The 16,326-nt window shown below is 70.3% G+C and carries 15 protein-coding genes and 1 pseudogene; 12 read left to right on the top strand and 4 right to left on the bottom strand.

The genetic code is table 11. The features are described 5' to 3' along the window. Positions 1–178 precede the first annotated feature (178 nt). A complete protein-coding gene (locus ABEB06_RS00200; RefSeq protein WP_345694682.1) occupies positions 179–2,863 on the bottom strand; it encodes an MXAN_6230/SCO0854 family RING domain-containing protein in 2,685 nt (894 codons plus the stop codon). Between the two features lie 339 nt (positions 2,864–3,202). After that, positions 3,203–3,598 (bottom strand): hypothetical protein, encoded by a 396-nt coding sequence (locus ABEB06_RS00195; protein WP_345694681.1) that lies wholly within the window; start codon positions 3,596–3,598, stop codon positions 3,203–3,205. A 405-nt stretch (positions 3,599–4,003) separates the two neighbouring features. Here ABEB06_RS00195 and ABEB06_RS00190 point away from each other — a divergent pair, with 405 nt between their 5' ends. The 4 genes from ABEB06_RS00190 (at position 4,004) to ABEB06_RS00175 (ending at position 7,566) form a co-directional block, all read left to right on the top strand. Continuing rightward, on the top strand, positions 4,004–4,858 hold the full coding sequence (locus ABEB06_RS00190; RefSeq protein ID WP_345694680.1) for an IS5 family transposase: 855 nt from the start codon (positions 4,004–4,006) through the stop codon (positions 4,856–4,858). After that, a complete protein-coding gene (locus ABEB06_RS00185) occupies positions 4,855–5,253 on the top strand; it encodes a type IV toxin-antitoxin system AbiEi family antitoxin domain-containing protein (protein WP_345694679.1) in 399 nt (132 codons plus the stop codon). The genes ABEB06_RS00190 and ABEB06_RS00185 overlap by 4 nt, the downstream gene beginning before the upstream one ends. A 242-nt stretch (positions 5,254–5,495) precedes the next feature. Beyond that, on the top strand, positions 5,496–6,335 hold the full coding sequence (locus ABEB06_RS00180) for an IS5 family transposase (protein ID WP_345694678.1): 840 nt from the start codon (positions 5,496–5,498) through the stop codon (positions 6,333–6,335). Positions 6,336–7,215: 880 nt separating this feature from the next. Then, positions 7,216–7,566, top strand: coding sequence for a hypothetical protein (locus ABEB06_RS00175; RefSeq protein ID WP_345694677.1), 351 nt, complete (start codon positions 7,216–7,218; stop codon positions 7,564–7,566). Positions 7,567–7,814: 248 nt separating this feature from the next. On the opposite strand, the gene ABEB06_RS00170 is transcribed toward ABEB06_RS00175, so the two are convergent. Further along, a complete protein-coding gene (locus ABEB06_RS00170) occupies positions 7,815–8,786 on the bottom strand; it encodes a LuxR C-terminal-related transcriptional regulator (protein WP_345694676.1) in 972 nt (323 codons plus the stop codon). Positions 8,787–9,176: 390 nt separating this feature from the next. Between ABEB06_RS00170 and ABEB06_RS00165 the strand changes: the two genes are divergently transcribed. The 6 genes from ABEB06_RS00165 to ABEB06_RS00140 all read left to right on the top strand — a co-directional run bounded on the left by ABEB06_RS00165 (position 9,177) and on the right by ABEB06_RS00140 (position 14,442). Continuing rightward, positions 9,177–9,317, top strand: a complete 141-nt coding sequence (locus ABEB06_RS00165) for a hypothetical protein (protein WP_345694675.1) — start codon at positions 9,177–9,179, stop codon at positions 9,315–9,317. A gap of 8 nt (positions 9,318–9,325) precedes the next feature. Then, a complete protein-coding gene (locus tag ABEB06_RS00160; protein ID WP_345694674.1) occupies positions 9,326–9,628 on the top strand; it encodes a hypothetical protein in 303 nt (100 codons plus the stop codon). 163 nt (positions 9,629–9,791) lie between these two features. Then, on the top strand, positions 9,792–11,003 hold the full coding sequence (locus ABEB06_RS00155; RefSeq protein WP_345694673.1) for an NlpC/P60 family protein: 1,212 nt from the start codon (positions 9,792–9,794) through the stop codon (positions 11,001–11,003). A gap of 95 nt (positions 11,004–11,098) precedes the next feature. Then, on the top strand, positions 11,099–12,139 hold the full coding sequence (locus tag ABEB06_RS00150) for a transglycosylase family protein (protein ID WP_345694672.1): 1,041 nt from the start codon (positions 11,099–11,101) through the stop codon (positions 12,137–12,139). Between the two features lie 649 nt (positions 12,140–12,788). Next, positions 12,789–13,553, top strand: a complete 765-nt coding sequence (locus tag ABEB06_RS00145) for a transposase family protein (RefSeq protein ID WP_425559557.1) — start codon at positions 12,789–12,791, stop codon at positions 13,551–13,553. 139 nt (positions 13,554–13,692) lie between these two features. Continuing rightward, on the top strand, positions 13,693–14,442 hold the full coding sequence (locus tag ABEB06_RS00140) for a transposase family protein (RefSeq protein ID WP_345694664.1): 750 nt from the start codon (positions 13,693–13,695) through the stop codon (positions 14,440–14,442). Between the two features lie 120 nt (positions 14,443–14,562). On the opposite strand, the pseudogene ABEB06_RS00135 reads toward ABEB06_RS00140, so the two are convergent. Further along, positions 14,563–14,998, bottom strand: a pseudogene (locus ABEB06_RS00135) (transposase); the annotation flags it as partial. On the opposite strand from ABEB06_RS00135, the gene ABEB06_RS00130 reads away from it, so the two are divergent. Both ABEB06_RS00130 and ABEB06_RS00125 read left to right on the top strand, forming a co-directional pair. Continuing rightward, complete coding sequence (locus tag ABEB06_RS00130) at positions 14,936–15,589, top strand: hypothetical protein (protein WP_345702118.1); 654 nt, start codon at positions 14,936–14,938, stop codon at positions 15,587–15,589. The pseudogene ABEB06_RS00135 and the gene ABEB06_RS00130 sit on opposite strands and share 63 nt — an antisense overlap. A gap of 234 nt (positions 15,590–15,823) precedes the next feature. Continuing rightward, positions 15,824–16,069: a hypothetical protein gene (locus ABEB06_RS00125; protein WP_345694670.1), complete on the top strand. Its 246-nt coding sequence runs from the start codon at positions 15,824–15,826 to the stop codon at positions 16,067–16,069. Positions 16,070–16,326 lie beyond the last annotated feature (257 nt).

Raw genomic sequence — 16,326 nt, 5'->3', positions numbered from 1 at the left:
CGTCCAGGCCCGCGCTTCGTCTGCGGTCATCGCCTTCCAGCGGGCGACCCCGCCCACCGCTGGTTCCGCGACCAGGTCCGCGCCACCCTCGCCGACCTGTCCTGATGGCGCGGTCGCACGCTCGGGGACGGGCTCGGACGGGCGGGGTCGGGCGGACGGGGTCGGGCGGCGGGTTCCGTCAGCGGCGCGGCCGGGGGACCAGCCCCGCGACCAGGTCGCCGGCCGTCAGGCGCTCCAGCTCCTCCGGCGCGGCGTCGATCGGACCCGGGTAGAGACGGTACAGGGTCCCGGACAGTTTCTCGGGCACGGGCACGTCGCCGTCCACCAGGGCGACGAACGCCCGCTTCCCGGAGAGGAGGTCGGGCAGGCCGCAGTCGGCCTCACCGTCGCTGCCCCGCAGGGCGCGCAGCCGCGCGCCGAATGCCTCCGCGCTCTCCGCCCCGCCCCGCCGCCACCGCTGTACGCCGCCGTCGGAGCCGCGGACGACCACCTCGTCGGCGCACGCCGCCGCCCGGGCGGAGGCGATGTCCCAGAGCGTGGCGCGGTTCTCCGGTGAGAAGTGGGCCAGTACGTCGCGGCTGAGCGCACCGACCTCGGCCGCGTGCCGGTAGACGCTGTGGAAGCCGCCGTCCGCACCGGTGTTGAGGTCGGTCCAGGTGTACCGGCGGTCGGCCAGGTCCACGATCATCGGCACGCACACCTTGGCGTCGCCGACCAGGTCCAGCCGCTGGCGGACCGTCCTGGGGTGGAAGTGCGAACCGCCGGAGGGCGTCCCGTCCAGGTCCATGAACCCGGTGAACGCGTCGGTCAGCTGCTCGAAGGCGACGTCGTTGTAGCTGAAGACGATCATCACCGCGTACCGCGACCCGCTCGCCGCCAGGCCGGCGAGGTCCAGGTCGACGAACTCCGTCGCGCCGTTCGGCGGCGGCGCCGACACGTAGTCACCGGAGTGCACCGCGGCCCGGTCACCGTGCACCAGGTTGGTGTAGTCGCACAGCCCGGTGAAGGCCCAGTGCTCGTCGTACAGCGCCACCGACAGGTCGAGATCGACCCGCAGGTGCTCGGGCTGCATCCAGTGCAGGAAGAGCCGCAGCCGCTCCCCCTCCGGCAGCCGCTGCCGGCTGCCGCGCGGCACGCACACCAGGGTGCGGGCCGCGGCCCGTTCGGCGAACGGCGCGACCAGGTCGACCAGCTCCGCGTCGAGCAGCGCCACGTCGAACCGCTCGCCGTCGGCGCCGCCCCTGCGGACCAGCTCCGCCTCGATCGCCCCGAGGACCGGGGCGGCGAGTTCGGCCGGTACCACCGTGCCGTGGTCCTCGCGGGCGTGCGCCAGCGAGACCGTCCCGCGCGGGAAGTACAGCCGTCGCTCGCCCGCCGTCCGCTGCCCGCGCAGCGCCCCGTAGGCGCCGAGCAGCGGCCCCGGAGCGACCCGGGCCAGCGCGCCGGCCACCGTGTCGAGCAGGGCAGACGGCAGCGGAGCCCCGGGCGTGGCGGTGGCGTGCACCCGCAGCACCTGGTGCAGGCGGCGCACCAGCTCGCCGGGCCTCCCGGCCAGCACCCGCAGCGCCCCCTCGACGTCACCGGCGGCGAGCAGGCTCTCGACCCGCCCGGCGAAACCGGTGAACCCCAGCCGGGTCCGTTCGCCCGCGCTCACCACCCGCAGTGGGCCGGCCACCCGTGCCGCGACCTCCCGGCCCACCGCATGCGTGCGCAGGTCGCTCTCGCGCAGCACCACGAATGCCTGCGTGACGTGCGGGAACCGCTGCCGGTACTCGTACGGGTGCAGCAGCTCGCCCGCCCGCAGCCAGGCCGACCGGTGCCGGCGCAGGTCCTCGACGAGCGAGGTCGGCGGCAGGTTCTCCAGCATCTCCAGCAGACCCCGGCGAAGTGGCCGGGACAGGCCCCGCAGGCGCAGCCGCCGGGCGGTGGCCGGCAGCAGGTCCGGCTCGGCGCCGGACCACGCCCACAGCAGCCGCAGCACGTCGGTCGCGGTGTCGACCCGCTCGGCGATGTCCGGCAGAGCCTCCGCCCCGCCGCGTCGCAGCAGGGCCGCGAGGACCATCGCCTTCGTCTCCCGCACCGGGATCTGCGCGGGCAGCCGCCGCGGCAGGTCGTCCGGCGCGTGGGCGAGCAGCGCGGAAAGGTCGTCGCGGTCCTGCGGGGACAGCGGGGTCCGGCGTGCCAGCAGCCGGTGGAGCTCGCCCATCGCGGCCGTGACCTGGTCACCGGTGATCAGCCGCAGCGGCCGCAACGCCCGCTCGCCGCCGAAGTCCTGCGCCGCCTTGCGGCCCGCCGGGCTGTCCTCGGGCAGATACGTGCCGCTGCCCAGTGACACACCACAGGTCGGGCACTCGGCGCCCCGGCCCTCGGCCGTCAGACCCGCCAGGCATGCCGCGCAGAGCAGATGGGCACACGGCGCGAGCGCCCCGATGCCCGCCTCGGCGCCCCGGCGCCCGCAGTGCGCACACGGCTGGCGGGGCTGGTTGAGCAGGAACGCCCGGATCTGCCGGCTGTAGAACAGCTGCGCGTGATCGGGCACCGCGTCGGGGAAGCGTCGGAACAGCGGCACATGCTCGCGGTCCGCGCCGAGCAGATGATCGATCCGGGCGAGCAGACCGTCACCGATCTCCGCCAGCCGGGTCGGCGCCGACCTGGCCAGCGTCGAGCGCAGCTGACTGGTCAGCAGGTATCCCCGCCGGGCCAGGTCGGCGTCCAGCGCCACCAGCCCGCGGACGCTCCACGCGTCCGGACCGGGCAGCAGATCGCCGGGGGCCACACAGACGGCGCCACGCCGGCGGAGCAGGAAAGAACCGAGATCGAGGTCGACATCGCTGTCGAAAGGAGCCGTGATGGCTCGGGGCATGCGGAGAGACCCCCACGAAGGTGGCAGAAGAAGAGAGAAGCGGGCGGAGAGGGGGCGCGCTACAGGTTTCGGAGGAGAGTCAGAAGGAAGCACGCCGCGGAGCCGCCCGCCCGAGCACCGTAGCGCAATCCGATCCACGGCCCAACGGGTTTTCCGTCCCCGTCCCACCGCACGTCCGAAGGTGAAGCACTGACGGCGGATCACCACCTCGCGCCACCGGTGGCACCCGGCGGCGTTGCCGGACCGGGGTCGCCGGACCAGCACAGGCACTGAGCTGATCTTGTGGGGGACACCGCCCCTGACCTGCACTGACAATGCGGAGGACGGAGCAGACGGCCGCTATGTGCCGGGCCGCCGGGCGGGCTTCCGGGCCGGGGGCTGGTTCTTGACGGCGCTGCAGGCCAGCAGTTCGGTGCCGGTGGCGTCGAAGTAGAGGGTGTAGAACCAGGACCGGTCCGGCGCGTCGAGGATGCCGGTGCGGAACGATACGTTGCGGTGCCGGGAGAGGATCTCGACCGACTCGTCGAGGCCGAGCGTGGTCAGGCCGATCCGCCGTGAGTGACGCAGCCGCGAGGCGGCGATGCCGCGCACCATCCAGTCGGGCGCAGCACCGTCGAACAGCCGCAGCTCACCGCCGGCCAAGAGGGCCTCGCGGTCCGGGGAGCAGGCGGCCGTCCGGTCGGTGAGTACGGTAGCGAGATCGGGCCGGGTTGGGTGCTCGTTCTGGCTGGTCATCCACAGACCGTAGTGACCGACAGCTGGGCGGTGCCACCCGATTCTGCCGGCTGGCACTCCTACGGTCGGATCGACTTGCCTTGATCTCCTGGAGATTGGGGGAGATCCGCTGATGCCGGTCGTACCCCGGGTGACGACGGCCGCCCAGTTCGAGCCCGGGTACCGCCGCCCAACCTCCGCACCTTCGCACTTCCCACTCCGCGCGCAGCTCGGCTCCATGCAGCCCTCCTCGAGCCAGCGCGGGGTCGCACCTCTCGCTGGCACTGTGGGGCGCACAGTCGGAGCAGGTGTGCGAGGTGTCTCAGAGGACGTTAAGTCCGTTTCTGGATGATCTGGTGTCGCCCGTTCGTGTGTACGGAGCTGTCCAGGCTGAGTCGCCTGTCGTGGGCATGGTGTGGTCGGGGTATGGAACGGATGCCGTACTCAACGGACTTGTCCGACGGGCAGTGGGCGTTGATCGAGCCGCTGGTCACCGCCTGGAAGCAGGAGCGGGTGTCGCGCTCGGCGACCGGGGACCCGGGCTCCTGCGACCTGCGTGAAGTCGTGAACGCGTTGCTTTACCAGAACCGGACTGGCTGTCAGTGGCGGCTCCTGCCCCATGACTTACCAACCTGGTCGGCGGTGTTCTACTACTTCACGCTGTGGCGCCAGGACGGTCTTGACCAGCGGATCCAGGAGATCCTGCGCTGCCAGGTGCGGGAGCGGGCCCGGCGATTAGAGGACCCGTCCCTGGTGATCATCGACACCCAGTCGGTCCGCGTGGCGGCCGGGGTGCCGAAGGAGACCACGGGACTGGATGCGCACAAGAAGACGCCCGGCAGGAAGCGGGGACTGGCCGTCGACGTGCTGGGCCTGGTCATCGGCGTGGTGGTCCTGGCCGCGAGCGCGCACGACAACGAGGCCGGCATCGCCCTGCCGGACCAGGCGGCGATGCGGTGCGGGATGCGCCTGGAGAAGGCCTTGGTCGACCAGGGCTTCAAGGACGCCGTGATCATCCACCGGGCCGTGAAGGACATCACCGTCGAGGTGGTCCGGCGCAACCCCGACGACCGGGGCAAGGGCTTCGTCCCCCAGCCGAAGCGCTGGGTGGTCGAGCAGGTCAACGGCACCCTCATGCTCCACCGGCGCCTCGCCCGTGACTACGACCACCGGCCCGACAACGCCGCCTCCCGCGTCTACTGGGCCTCCACCGCCGGCATGCTCCGCCGCCTCACCACCCCCAACCCCGCCTGGCGCGACGACGTCGAGCTGGCCGCGTGAACGTCACCGAACTCCTGCGGCTGCTGCAGGTCGAACACGACGAGACCGCCGCACGCGCCCACAGCCTGCGCGAACAGATCGAGCGCCTGACCGCCGAGCTCGCAGATGCCGAAGCCCGCCTGGCCGAGCTCACCGCGACCCGCAAGGTCATCGACGGCCTCACGCCGCCCGACCACGAGCCGCCTCCCTCGGAGACGGACACCGTCTACCAGCGCATTGTGACCGCCTTCAACCGTCATCCTGAGCAGGTCTTCCGGGTTCGCGAGCTACACGAGCTCCTCGGGCTGCCCACCGACGAGTCCTCGATCAACGCCACCCGCTCCCGCCTGGGACGACTCGTCCGCCAGGGAGTCCTCGAGCAACCCGGACGCGGCCGCTATCAAAAACGGACTTAACGTCCTCTGACTGGGCGTTTCACCCGCGAAAGAGCCAGTTGCTCCCAGTTTCCGGACCGCCTGGCCAGTTTTCCTGCGGTAACTCCAGAGGCTGCTGCGACGGGAGGGCTGCCTGCGTACGAATGTCTGCCGGAACTGCGCGCTTCCTCTTGTCTCATCCCAAAAAGCCAGACTGGAAGATGTTTGTCTCCCGAGAACCGTAAGCCCTGGGCAGAGCGACGATCCCGCAGTATGCCGTCATCATGACGGATCGTCGACCGTATCCGAGCGACCTGTCCGATGCCCGCTGGGCCCTCGTCGAGCCCACCCTCACTGCCTGGCGCCAGGCCCGAACCGAGCGGGCCCTGGCGTTCGGCCGGCCGCCCGAGCACGACCTGCGCGACCTGCTGGACGCGATCCTGTACGTCGACCGCACCGGAATCCCCTGGCGCTACCTCCCGCACGACTACCCGCCCTGGGAAACCGTCTACGCCTACTTCGCCCGATGGCAGAAGGAAGGGGTGTTCGAGCAGCTCAACGGCTTGTTGCGTCGCCTGGTCCGCACCGCCGAGGGCCGCGATCCGGAACCAACTGCGTGCATCATCGACTCGCAGAGCATCAAGACCTCCACCAACGTTCCCAGCGCCACCCAAGGCGCCGATGTCGGGAAGCGGATCGTCGGCAGGAAACGCAACATCGTCACCGACACGATCGGTCTGCTGCTCGTCGTGCTGGTCACCGCCGCGAGCGTCCAGGACGGCACCGCCGGCCGGCAGCTGCTGACCGCCGTCGCGGCCGAGCACCCGACCATCGGCAAGGCCTGGGCCGACATGGGCTACAAGAACGCCGTCGTCGAACACGCCGCCGCTCTCGGTATCGACCTCGAGATCGTCCGGCGCGACCCTGCCACCAGGGGATTCGTCGTCCAGCGCCGCCGCTGGGTCGTCGAGCGGACCTTCGGCTGGCTCATGAACCACCGCCGCCTCGCCCGCGACTACGAGGCACTCCCGGCCCGCTCCGAAGCCATGGTCCACGTCGCCATGATCAGCCTCATGACCCGCCGACTCACCGGCGAAACCACACCGACCTGGCGCGGAACCTGAGCTCCAAAGCCAGGGACGAAACGCCCAGTGAGAAGCAACTGCCGGCTCCCGGCTGCGCGGAGTGCGGGGCCGGGCTGCGCTCCACCGGGCTGGGCCGGCACCCGGTCTACTGCGGCCGCTCCTGCTCCTCCAGGGCCTACCGCCGCCGCCGCGAGATGCACCAGCAGGACGCCGTCGCGGATGCCCTCATTGCCTCGCGCGTCGAAACAAGCGACACCGGAGCGGCGGGCGACGACCGGTTCCTGGAGCTCGCCGTCGCTGTCTAGCGTAGTGCCGCCCGGTTCCTCGAGCGCCTGGAGCAGGCCCGTCGCGGCGAGGGCGATGATCCGCGCTGTATCCAGGCGCTGGCCATGCTGGAGACGCAGCTGGAGGGTGCCGCCCAGCGGATCCTGCGCCAGGCCGGCTACCTGCGCTACGAGATGGCCACCGCGCGGCTGCGCGCCGAGCGTGGCGCCGCCGGCGCTCCGGCCGCCGAGCTCACTTCCTCGCGCGTCGAAACTGCAGCTCTGCCCGGCGCCGCCCCGACGGCCGGCACGGGCGCTGCGCACCTTGTTCCGTCGCGCGTCGAATCACCCGCCACGGGCGGCGACCCCTCTCCGGCTGTCGAGCGGGGCGGCCCGTTCCTTGTTCTGTTGCGCGTCGAATCATCCGCTGTCGGCGAGACGCCGGTCGCCGAACTCATTTCCTCGCGCGTTGAATCGCCCGCTTCCGGCGAGGCGCCGGAAGCGGAGCTCACTTCCTCGCGCGTCGAATCGAGTCGTCCTCGACTTCGACACCGCACCCGCAACGGCTGGCGCTGCTCTGGCAGCAACCGCCCCCGCGGCGCGCTCCGGTGTTCGCGCACCCGCCGGTCCGCAGGACGCCGTGTCGTGGGACAGCGGTGCCCGCTGCGGTCCCGGCGGTTCCCGGGCAGCTGCGCCTGGCGCTCGCCGCCGACTGCACCGCCACCTCTCCGGCCGCCCGCGGCCTCGGCCACCCGACCTCCACCTGGACCGTCCCCGACACCGACCTCCTGGTCGAGGGCTGGGACTGCGAGCCCGGCGTGTACGCGGTACACCGGACCGACCGGGTCCTGTTCGGCTGGATCGCCCAGGACACCGGCGGCGGCTGGGCCACCAACATCCAGGGCCGCCAAGTCGTCGACGCCACCGACCGCCGGCCCTGGCTCTCCCGGGACGCCCCCCACGCCATCTCCCTGCTGCGCGCCGCTCTCGACCGGCTGGCCACCTGAGCCACCGCCACCGCCATCGCCTGCGGCCGACGGCCCCGGTGGCCGGGCGGCCGCATCGTGCGAGGTGTCTTGTCGGACGCCGTGCCGGGCGCCGTGCCGGGCGCCGTGCCGGACGCCGTGCCGGGCGCCGTGCCGGGCGCCGTGTGGGGTGTCTTGTCGGTTGTCCTGTTGTGCGCCTGCCGATTCGCCCCGGGGCGCTTACCCGGCGCGTGGCTGCAGTCGGGCTCGCTGGAATGGGTGGGGCCTGGTCAGAGCCAGCCTTTGTGGGTGGCTTTGATGCCGGCTTCGAAGCGGCTGGTGGCGTCGAGGCGTTCCATGATGGAGGCCATGTGGCGGCGGACGGTGCGGGTGGAGATGCCGAGGCGTTGGCCGGCGGTGTCGTCGGTGGCTCCGGTGCCGAGCAGGCGCAGGAGGTGGCGTTCGGTGGGGGTGAGTCCGGTGTCGGGGTCGCCGGGTTGGGTGGCGCCGAGGGGGATGGCGGTGTTCCAGGCTTGTTCGAAGAGGTCGGTGAGGGCGGTGAGGATTCCGGGTTCGGTGATGTGGAGGGCGCCTTTTCGGTTGTCGGTGGGGTCGATGGGGACAAGTGCCTGGGCGCGGTCGGTGATGATGAGTCGTTGGGGGATGGTGGGGGCGGTGCGGACTTCGCCGCCGTGGCTGAGGAGCCAGTGGGCGTAGGCGGCGGTGTGGGGCTGGTGGCGGGTGGCGTCCTGGTAGAGGGTGCGCATGGCCACGCCGCGGGCGAGGGCTTCGGTGTCGGCGGGGCGGGAGGCGTGGAGGTCTTCGGGGTGCTGGTTGCCGGGCTGGACGGCGAGGACTTCGAAGGTGGCTGTGCGGCCCATGTGTTCGAGGCGGGCGTGGATGGCGTCCATGCCGAGGAGGCGTTCGCCGTGGGTGGCGCGGTGTTCGGCGCGGTCGGCGACCATGCGGGTGACCGCGGCGCGTGATGCGGCGAGGGCGGCCTGGCGGGCGGCGAGGTCGGCCTCCTGGCGGGCGACCATGTCGGCGAGTCCGATGGCGGGGTCGACGGCACGCATCTGCCCGGGGCGGTCGGCGGAGGCGCGTACGAGCATGAGTGCGCCGAGTTCGTCGAGGCTGTCGTGGACCTGTACGGGGGTGAGTGTGCAGCGGGCGGCCAGGGCGTCGACGCCGTCCTGCGGGTGGTCGAGCATGGCGCGGTAGACCGCTGCTGCCGTGGTCGACAGGCCGAGTGCTTCAAGCATGGGATCCCCCCGGATCGACGTGACGGTGTCGGCATCCTTTCAGTACGACCGATTCCCATCAAGATCTTTAATTTGCGCTTCGTCGCAGTTCAGGGGGTATGTCGATGAATTCTGGCGTGTGTGCATATCGCCCTGAATGGCCTCTGGTGGGCGCAGGAATAGGCAAGGACTTTCCGGGATACTTCTTGGCGTGTCCTTGTCATGATGTCCGGATGGGGACTGGCCGGTTGGTGACGCCCTGGATCTCTTTCGCCTGTCCGGGGCGGGCGGCGAAGCTAGTGATCGCCGCCAGGGAGACAGCCCGGAGCGGCAGCCGGACAAGGCGTCAACCGCGGGACGCCTCACCGGGAACCGACCACCGTTCTTCGAATTGGCCAGAGGACTCCTGACATGATCCGTATCGCCCGGGCCGCCGCGGTCGCCGCTCTCTCCCTGACCGCCGCGCTCACCGCGACCGTGGCGGCCACTGCGCCCAGCACGAACGTCTCGACCACCGTGGTGGCCGGCGACAGCCTCGGTTGGGGCGGCTGACCCCGCTCGTGGACCTCGTCTACGCCAGCCTTCAGCGCAGGCGCCCCGGGCCCGGCTCGAGCGGCGAGAAGGCCGAACTCCTCGCCGCCCTGTGGGCGCACGCCCTGCCCGACGACGGACTCCAACACGCCACCGCACGCGTCGTCGAGCCGGATCGGGTCGATCTCCTGCTCTACCTCCTCAGGCCCGGCCCCACGGCCGACCCGGCGCCGCCGGCCGCGGCCGCGTACGCCCTGATCGCCCGCAGCCACCGGGCTTCGCCCCTGCTGCGCCGGCGCTACCTGACGCCGGTACCACCGCCCGGCCGCTGACCTCGCACCACCTGCCTGCGAGCCGGCTCCAGGCCGCGCCGACCCGACCGCTGTTCCTGCAGGACAGCCGTCCGCCCCGCGCACGCCCTGCCCGCCCGGCGCATCACCTTCTTCCGGCATCCCGATGCCACTGCCGCCCGCCTCTGTCACAGGAGATTCCGCCATGCCTTCTGCCAGCTCCAAGATCGCCCGCTTCGCCCTGGCCGCCGCCATCACCGCCTCGGGAGCGATCGCCACCACGACGTTCACCGCCACCGCCGCCCACGCCGCCTCCTCCGTCGGCGGCCAGATCACCCGCTCGGAGGTCATCGCCCGTGCCCAGTACTGGTACGGACAGAATCTCATCTACGACCAGGGTGGCTCGGCCCCGGACTCCTCCGGAACCATGTACCGGACTGACTGCGGCGGGTACGTGGACATGGCCTGGCACCTGGCCGGCGGAAGCAACGGCCCGAACACCGACGGCCTGGTTGCGTACTCCACCGAGATCGCGCGCAGTGACCTGAAGCCGGGCGACATCCTCGACAGCCCCGCGCACGTCGTCCTGTTCGACCACTGGGACGACAGCAACCACACCACGTTCTCCTACTACTCGTTCGGCTCCACGCCCCTCAAGCACGTCAGCGGAGCCTCCTTCAACGACGACATGCTGAGCAGCCACAAGATGAGCACCTACACGGCCCGCCGCTACAACAAGATCGTCGACTCCGCGTCGTCGGTGGGTGTGTTCCGGCCGTCGAATGCGACGTTCTATCTGAGCAATGGTGGTTACGCGTCGTTCGGTGCGAACGGTGATGTGCCGTTGTCGGGTGACTGGAACGGGGACGGGAAGGACACGTTCGGTGTGTACCGGCCGTCGGACCAGAAGTTCTACCTGACCGACAACAACTCGACCGCGGTGAAGCAGCCGAAGTACGGGAACCCGGGCGATGTGCCGCTGGTGGGGGACTGGAACGGTGACGGTGTCGACAGCATCGGTGTGTACCGGCCGTCGGACCAGACGTTCTACCTGACCAACGACGACAACGCGACCGAGGTGTACCACGTCAAGCTGGGCGTCCTGGGCGACAAGCCGATCGTGGGCGACTGGAACGGCGACGGGAAGGACACCGTCGGGATCTACCGGCCGTCGGACCAGACCTTCGCGATGACGGACTCCACCACCGGCGGCACCACGACCACCCACAACTTCAAGTACGGCAACCCGGGTGACGCTCCGATCAAGGGCGACTGGGACGGCGACGGCCGTGACGAGGTCGGCGTCTACCGCGCCCAGTACTCCGACTTCATCGAGGCGACCTTCGACGGCGGCGGCGTCTACAGCAGCCCCCGCTACGGCGTGAACGGCGACATCCCCGTCATCGGCCAGTGGTAACCCAGTCCCCCTCGTGAAGCGCGCGGCGGCACCACCGCCGCTGCGCGCTCCCTCCTGCCCCGCGCCCCGACCAGCCTTCCGCAGAGGACCCGCTGATGATCCGCAAGAAGACCCGCACCGCTGCCGCCGCCGCTGTGGCCCTCGGCATCGCCACCACCGCACTCGCCATCTGCGCCGGCCCCGCCCAAGCAGCGTCCGTCGCCACCTGGGACAAGGTCGCCCAGTGCGAGAGCAGCGGCAACTGGGCCGCCAACACCGGCAACGCCCACTACGGCGGTCTGCAGTTCGACCTCCCCACCTGGCAGGGCTACGGGGGCACCCAGTACGCCGCCTACCCCCACCAGGCGACCAAGCAGCAGCAGATCCTCATAGCGGAGAAGGTCCTCAACGGCCCGCAGGGCTACCATGCCTGGGAGTGCTGGCCGAACACCGGCCTCGACACCGACCGCACCAACCCCTATCCGGCCGCCGCGTCGTCGGTGGGTGTGTTCCGGCCGTCGAATGCGACGTTCTATCTGAGCAATGGTGGTTACGCGTCGTTCGGTGCGAACGGTGATGTGCCGTTGTCGGGTGACTGGAACGGGGACGGGAAGGACACGTTCGGTGTGTACCGGCCGTCGGACCAGAAGTTCTACCTGACCGACAACAACTCGACCGCGGTGAAGCAGCCGAAGTACGGGAACCCGGGCGATGTGCCGCTGGTGGGGGACTGGAACGGTGACGGTGTCGACAGCATCGGTGTGTACCGGCCGTCGGACCAGACGTTCTACCTGACCAACGACGACAACGCGACCGAGGTGTACCACGTCAAGCTGGGCGTCCTGGGCGACAAGCCGATCGTGGGCGACTGGAACGGCGACGGGAAGGACACCGTCGGGATCTACCGGCCGTCGGACCAGACCTTCGCGATGACGGACTCCACCACCGGCGGCACCACGACCACCCACAACTTCAAGTACGGCAACCCGGGTGACGCTCCGATCAAGGGCGACTGGGACGGCGACGGCCGTGACGAGGTCGGCGTCTACCGCGCCCAGTACTCCGACTTCATCGAGGCGACCTTCGACGGCGGCGGCGTCTACAGCAGCCCCCGCTACGGCGTGAACGGCGACATCCCCGTCATCGGCCAGTGGTAACCGAACCAACCTGAAACGCCAGCCGGACTCCCGAGAAGACACGGTAGGCCCAGGCTTCGAAAGCGCAGCCAAAGCTGTCCGTACGCCCCGCTCGGGCTGCCGATCGGATCGATGGGCGGCCTCCGTGTCGCCAGCAATGAAATTCCCGGCCACCTTCATGAGGCCGGGAATTTCATTGTCCATCCATGAATTCCCGACAGCGCCCGAGGAGGGTCGGAACGCCACGCGGCCCGGTTCCGGCCGTGCATCGGCGCGTGAGGCATCGATCGTGCGTCCGCCGACTTTGATCGCGTGGCATCCGCCGGTGGCGTCGAGGTGCCCGGCCCTCGCGGCGACCTGCTGGACGCCGGCCTCGGTCGCGACGACCGCCGGGTGCCCGCCGCCGAGCCGCCGGGGGCATGGAACTCCCCGCCTCGCGCGAGGCGGGGAGGCTTCTCGGTGTCGACAGCGTCGATATGTTGAATTCGTCGTGCGAGGCATGGGATGGGGTCCCGGGGACTCGCGTGGTGCCTCGCGCGTGTCATTGAACCTCTTTCATCCTGTCCCGGCGGGGTGAAATGGCTGGTCAGAACAGGTGGAGTAACAGGCGAGGCTCCTGGTCGTTGCGCTGGTGTTCTCTACGCACCGCGCTTCGCCCGAGGAGCCTCGCTTGGTCTCGTATCCTGCCATGCTCGATGTCCCGCACGAGCTCGTTGAGCACGTCTCGTGGCTGATCTACGCCCGAAGGCGTGAACTGCATTCGCGTTGGCGGCGCTTGAGCTGCTTCAAGCAGGCCCTGCTCACCCTGGCCCATCTTCGGAAGAACGAGACCCTCGCACAGTTGGGAGCCGGCTTCGGGGTGTCGCAGGCGACCGCCTGGCGGTACGTCGACGAGACCGTCGAGCTTCTGGCCGCCTGGGCACCGGGCCTGCGCGAGGCGCTGGTGGGTCTGGGTGAGGGCGACTTCGTGATCGTCGACGGAACGCTGATCCCGACCGACCGGATCGCCGCGGACGAGCCGTACTACTCGCAGAAGCACCGGAAGCACGGGATGAACGTGCAGGTCCTCGCCACTCCGGACGGCACGCCGTTGTGGTTCTCCCGAGCTCTGCCCGGCCGCACCCACGATCTCACCGCCGCCCGAGCCCACGGCATCGTCCAGGCCTGCCTGACCCGGCAGATCCTGGTTCTCGCCGACCGCGCCTACCAGGGCGCCGGCGCGACCGTCCGCACTCCCTACTACCGCCACGACGAACTGCCCGAACACTACAAGCAGTACAACCGCGACCATGCCCGGCTCAGGGCACCCGGTGAACGCGCCTTCGCCCGACTCAAGTCATGGCGGATCTTCCGCAAAGCCCGCTGTTCGACCAACCGCATCGGCCCGCTCGTCGCTGCCGTCCACACCCTCCTCAGCTGCGAAAACTCAAGATGAAAGAGGTTCATTGAGCGTTTTCAGCGCGGGCACCGATCGGGTGACGGCTGGGTGACGTCAGCGGGCAGCGAAACGAGCGAGGCTCTCCGGCGGTTGAGTGAGATGTCTGACGTCTCAACTCGGTGGCCGGAGAGCCTCGTTGGTTGTCTATCCTGCATCACTTGACCTGCCGCACGCGCTGGTGGAGTGGGTCACCATGCTGATTGTCACCCGTGAGGGTGACCGGCGCTGCAAGCTCCGGCCGTCGCAACGCGCGATCGTCGCGCTGGTGTACCTGCGCAAGCACGACACGCTCGCGCAGATCGCGGCCGGGTTCGGGATCAGCGTGGGTACGGCCCACGCCTACGTTCGTGCGGTGACCGGGCATCTCGCCCGCAAGGCGCCGGGGCTGACCCGGGCCCTTCGCGAGACGGACGGGGCATACGTACTGGTCGACGGCACCCTGGCCGAGTGCGACCGGGTCGGCGACGGCCGTGCCGATTACAGCGGCAAGCACCGCCGCCACGGCGTGAACCTGCAGGTCATCACCAATCCCGTTGGCAAGCTCGCGTGGATCTCACGACCGCTGCCGGGCCGAATCCACGACCTGACCGCGGCCCGGCACCACCGGATCGTCGAGACCTGCGCCCGGCTGCGGATCCCGGCGCTCGCGGATCTGGCCTATACCGGAGCCGGCCCAGGCGTCGCCGTTCCGGTTCGCCGCCGGCCCAAACGCGAGCTGACCGCGAAGGAGAGGTCCCTGAACAAGGCCCATGCCAGGCTCCGCTGTCCGGTCGAGCGCGGCGTCGCCACCCTCAAGCATTGGCGCATCTTCCGACACGCCCGCTGCAGCCCCAACTGGCTCACGTCAGCCGCCAGGGCGGTCCTCACCCTGGAGAGGCAACGCTGAAAATGCTCATTGAGCGTTTTCAGGGCGGCCACCGATCGGGTGACGGCCAGCGGTCGTGGGCCGGGGAGAAACGGACAGAGCTCCCGGGCGGTTGAGTGAGACATCCGATGGGGATAGCGGTCAAGCCGCGATGGCAAGTTCGAGCTTGGGAGGGGCCGGAAAGGCGGTGCTCTCGCTGTAGAGCGTGCCGGTCGCCAGGCAGTGGTGGAGGCAGCCGAGGAAACGGTTGTAGAGGTTGCGCTGGGCGGAGCTGTGGCGGTCTCCGGCCTTGCGGCAGCGGTCGTAGTGGGCTCGCGCACTGGGCGAGGCGGTGAGCGAGGCGAAGGCCCAGACGTAGCCGGCTGCGGCCAGGCGTTGGTTCTTGACCCGGCGGACCATGACCGCGTGGCTCTTGCCGGAGGCGCGGGTGACGGGCGCCGATCCGGCGTAGGCCTTGAGTGCCTTGGCGTCGGCGAAGCGGGTGCGGTCGTCGCCGATCTCGGCGAGGACCCGGGTGCTGTTCGAACAGCTCGACCGAGGCCTCGGCAAGGTCGTCCGCAGCGGCGCAGGCGGCCTCGCCGACCGGATACCCGCCGCGGCCGACCGCCTGGAAAACATCGCCCACACCCCGGGGCCGCGCCGCGAACGTGCGGGAGCCCTGCTCACCCTGGCCGACTGGGGACGGGACACCGCAGCACTGCTCACCGACGAGGACCCGGCGGTGCGCACCTGCGCCGCGCTCGGCACCGCCGGCCCGTCGGCGGTCGACCATCTGCTGGCCGCGCTTGCCGACCCCGGTGCGGTGGACGGCTGGTTCGACGAGCCGTTGCCGCAGATGGACGGCTGGTTCCGCTTCACCGTACTGGACGGGCTCCTCGAGCGCGCCGAGAGCTTCGAGCGGGTCCTTCCCGCCGCGCTCGCTCTCGTCCCGCTGTGCAGCCAGTACACCGTCGACCGGGACTGGGGCCCGCTGCTCGCCCTCGCCTTCCGAGAGTCCTACATGGCCGAAGCCGGCCTGACACCGCCGCAGAGCGCCTTCCTGACCGCCTTGGTGAAACACGAGCCCTGTTGGGGGACGATCGCCAACCGGGATACCTGGCTGCGCGCAGCCGGGCTGCCCGCGGACCGCGAGGAACTCCGAGTCCTCGTGCAGACTGCGGGGGAGTAGGAGCGCCTTTGGGGGCGGTGTTTCCCGCCGTCTGGGCCGGGCCGAGCAGTCGCACACCCGCGAGCAGCACCACCGGCCCGGCTGCCGGATGCCCGGCGCGGTTGCGTGGGGAGAACCGGTGCTGTCCCGGCACGCGCTGGGTGGTCATATGTGGCGTTTCGGCAGATCAGCCCCGGTATTGCCCTTCTGTCCTGACACTTGGTCGACGTCACCGCTGGGCCCTACAGTGCGCGCATGAATCTCCGTACCAAGAAGACGTCGGCTGCCCTGCTCAAAGGCGCGATCGTGCTCACCGGCGTGGCCCTCTACCGCGCGGCCAGAGGCTGGCAGCTCGAGGCCGATCCGGTCTTCTTCGTCTTCGTAGTCCTGTTCCTGGGAAGCGTCGGGTACACGTGGTGGTGGTACGGGGACTCTCCCAAGGCGGTGGCTGTACGGGCGAACGCAGAGGCCAAGAAGGCCGCCCGGCAGCAGTTGGGGTGAGCGCGCCCCGGCTCTCTTGTTCACCCGCATCCGCTTGTCACAAGCGTCCGTTTCGACCACGCCACTCCCCGGGATTCTCAGAACAGACTCCGGCGCGTGCGGCCTTGCGCGTTCGGGCGGGCTACGGGCCGCGGCTTTTCCTGCCGTGAGGGCCGGGTGATTCGGCCAGAGGGGGACATTGCGGCTGTCATGGTCGTGTCGGGGCTCGAATCGGTGATGGCGCGGACAGGGGGCCTGAGCGGGGACCGCGTGGATGT

It is taken from the genome of Kitasatospora terrestris (genome assembly GCF_039542905.1).
In the GTDB taxonomy this organism is placed as follows: Bacteria; Actinomycetota; Actinomycetes; order Streptomycetales; family Streptomycetaceae; genus Kitasatospora; species Kitasatospora terrestris.
This window is presented reverse-complemented; position numbering and strand designations above follow the sequence as displayed.

Bases quoted from the DNA above. Each gene is read 5' to 3' on its own strand.
- ABEB06_RS00190 (WP_345694680.1), top strand. From the start codon at position 4,004: ATGGAACGGATGCCGTACTCAACGGACTTGTCCGACGGGCAGTGGGCG.
- ABEB06_RS00165 (WP_345694675.1), top strand. From the start codon at position 9,177: ATGATCCGTATCGCCCGGGCCGCCGCGGTCGCCGCTCTCTCCCTGACC.
- ABEB06_RS00170 (WP_345694676.1), bottom strand. From the start codon at position 8,786: ATGCTTGAAGCACTCGGCCTGTCGACCACGGCAGCAGCGGTCTACCGC.
- ABEB06_RS00150 (WP_345694672.1), top strand. From the start codon at position 11,099: ATGATCCGCAAGAAGACCCGCACCGCTGCCGCCGCCGCTGTGGCCCTC.
- ABEB06_RS00180 (WP_345694678.1), top strand. From the start codon at position 5,496: ATGACGGATCGTCGACCGTATCCGAGCGACCTGTCCGATGCCCGCTGG.
- ABEB06_RS00195 (WP_345694681.1), bottom strand. From the start codon at position 3,598: ATGACCAGCCAGAACGAGCACCCAACCCGGCCCGATCTCGCTACCGTA.
- ABEB06_RS00200 (WP_345694682.1), bottom strand. From the start codon at position 2,863: ATGCCCCGAGCCATCACGGCTCCTTTCGACAGCGATGTCGACCTCGAT.
- ABEB06_RS00155 (WP_345694673.1), top strand. From the start codon at position 9,792: ATGCCTTCTGCCAGCTCCAAGATCGCCCGCTTCGCCCTGGCCGCCGCC.
- ABEB06_RS00125 (WP_345694670.1), top strand. From the start codon at position 15,824: ATGAATCTCCGTACCAAGAAGACGTCGGCTGCCCTGCTCAAAGGCGCG.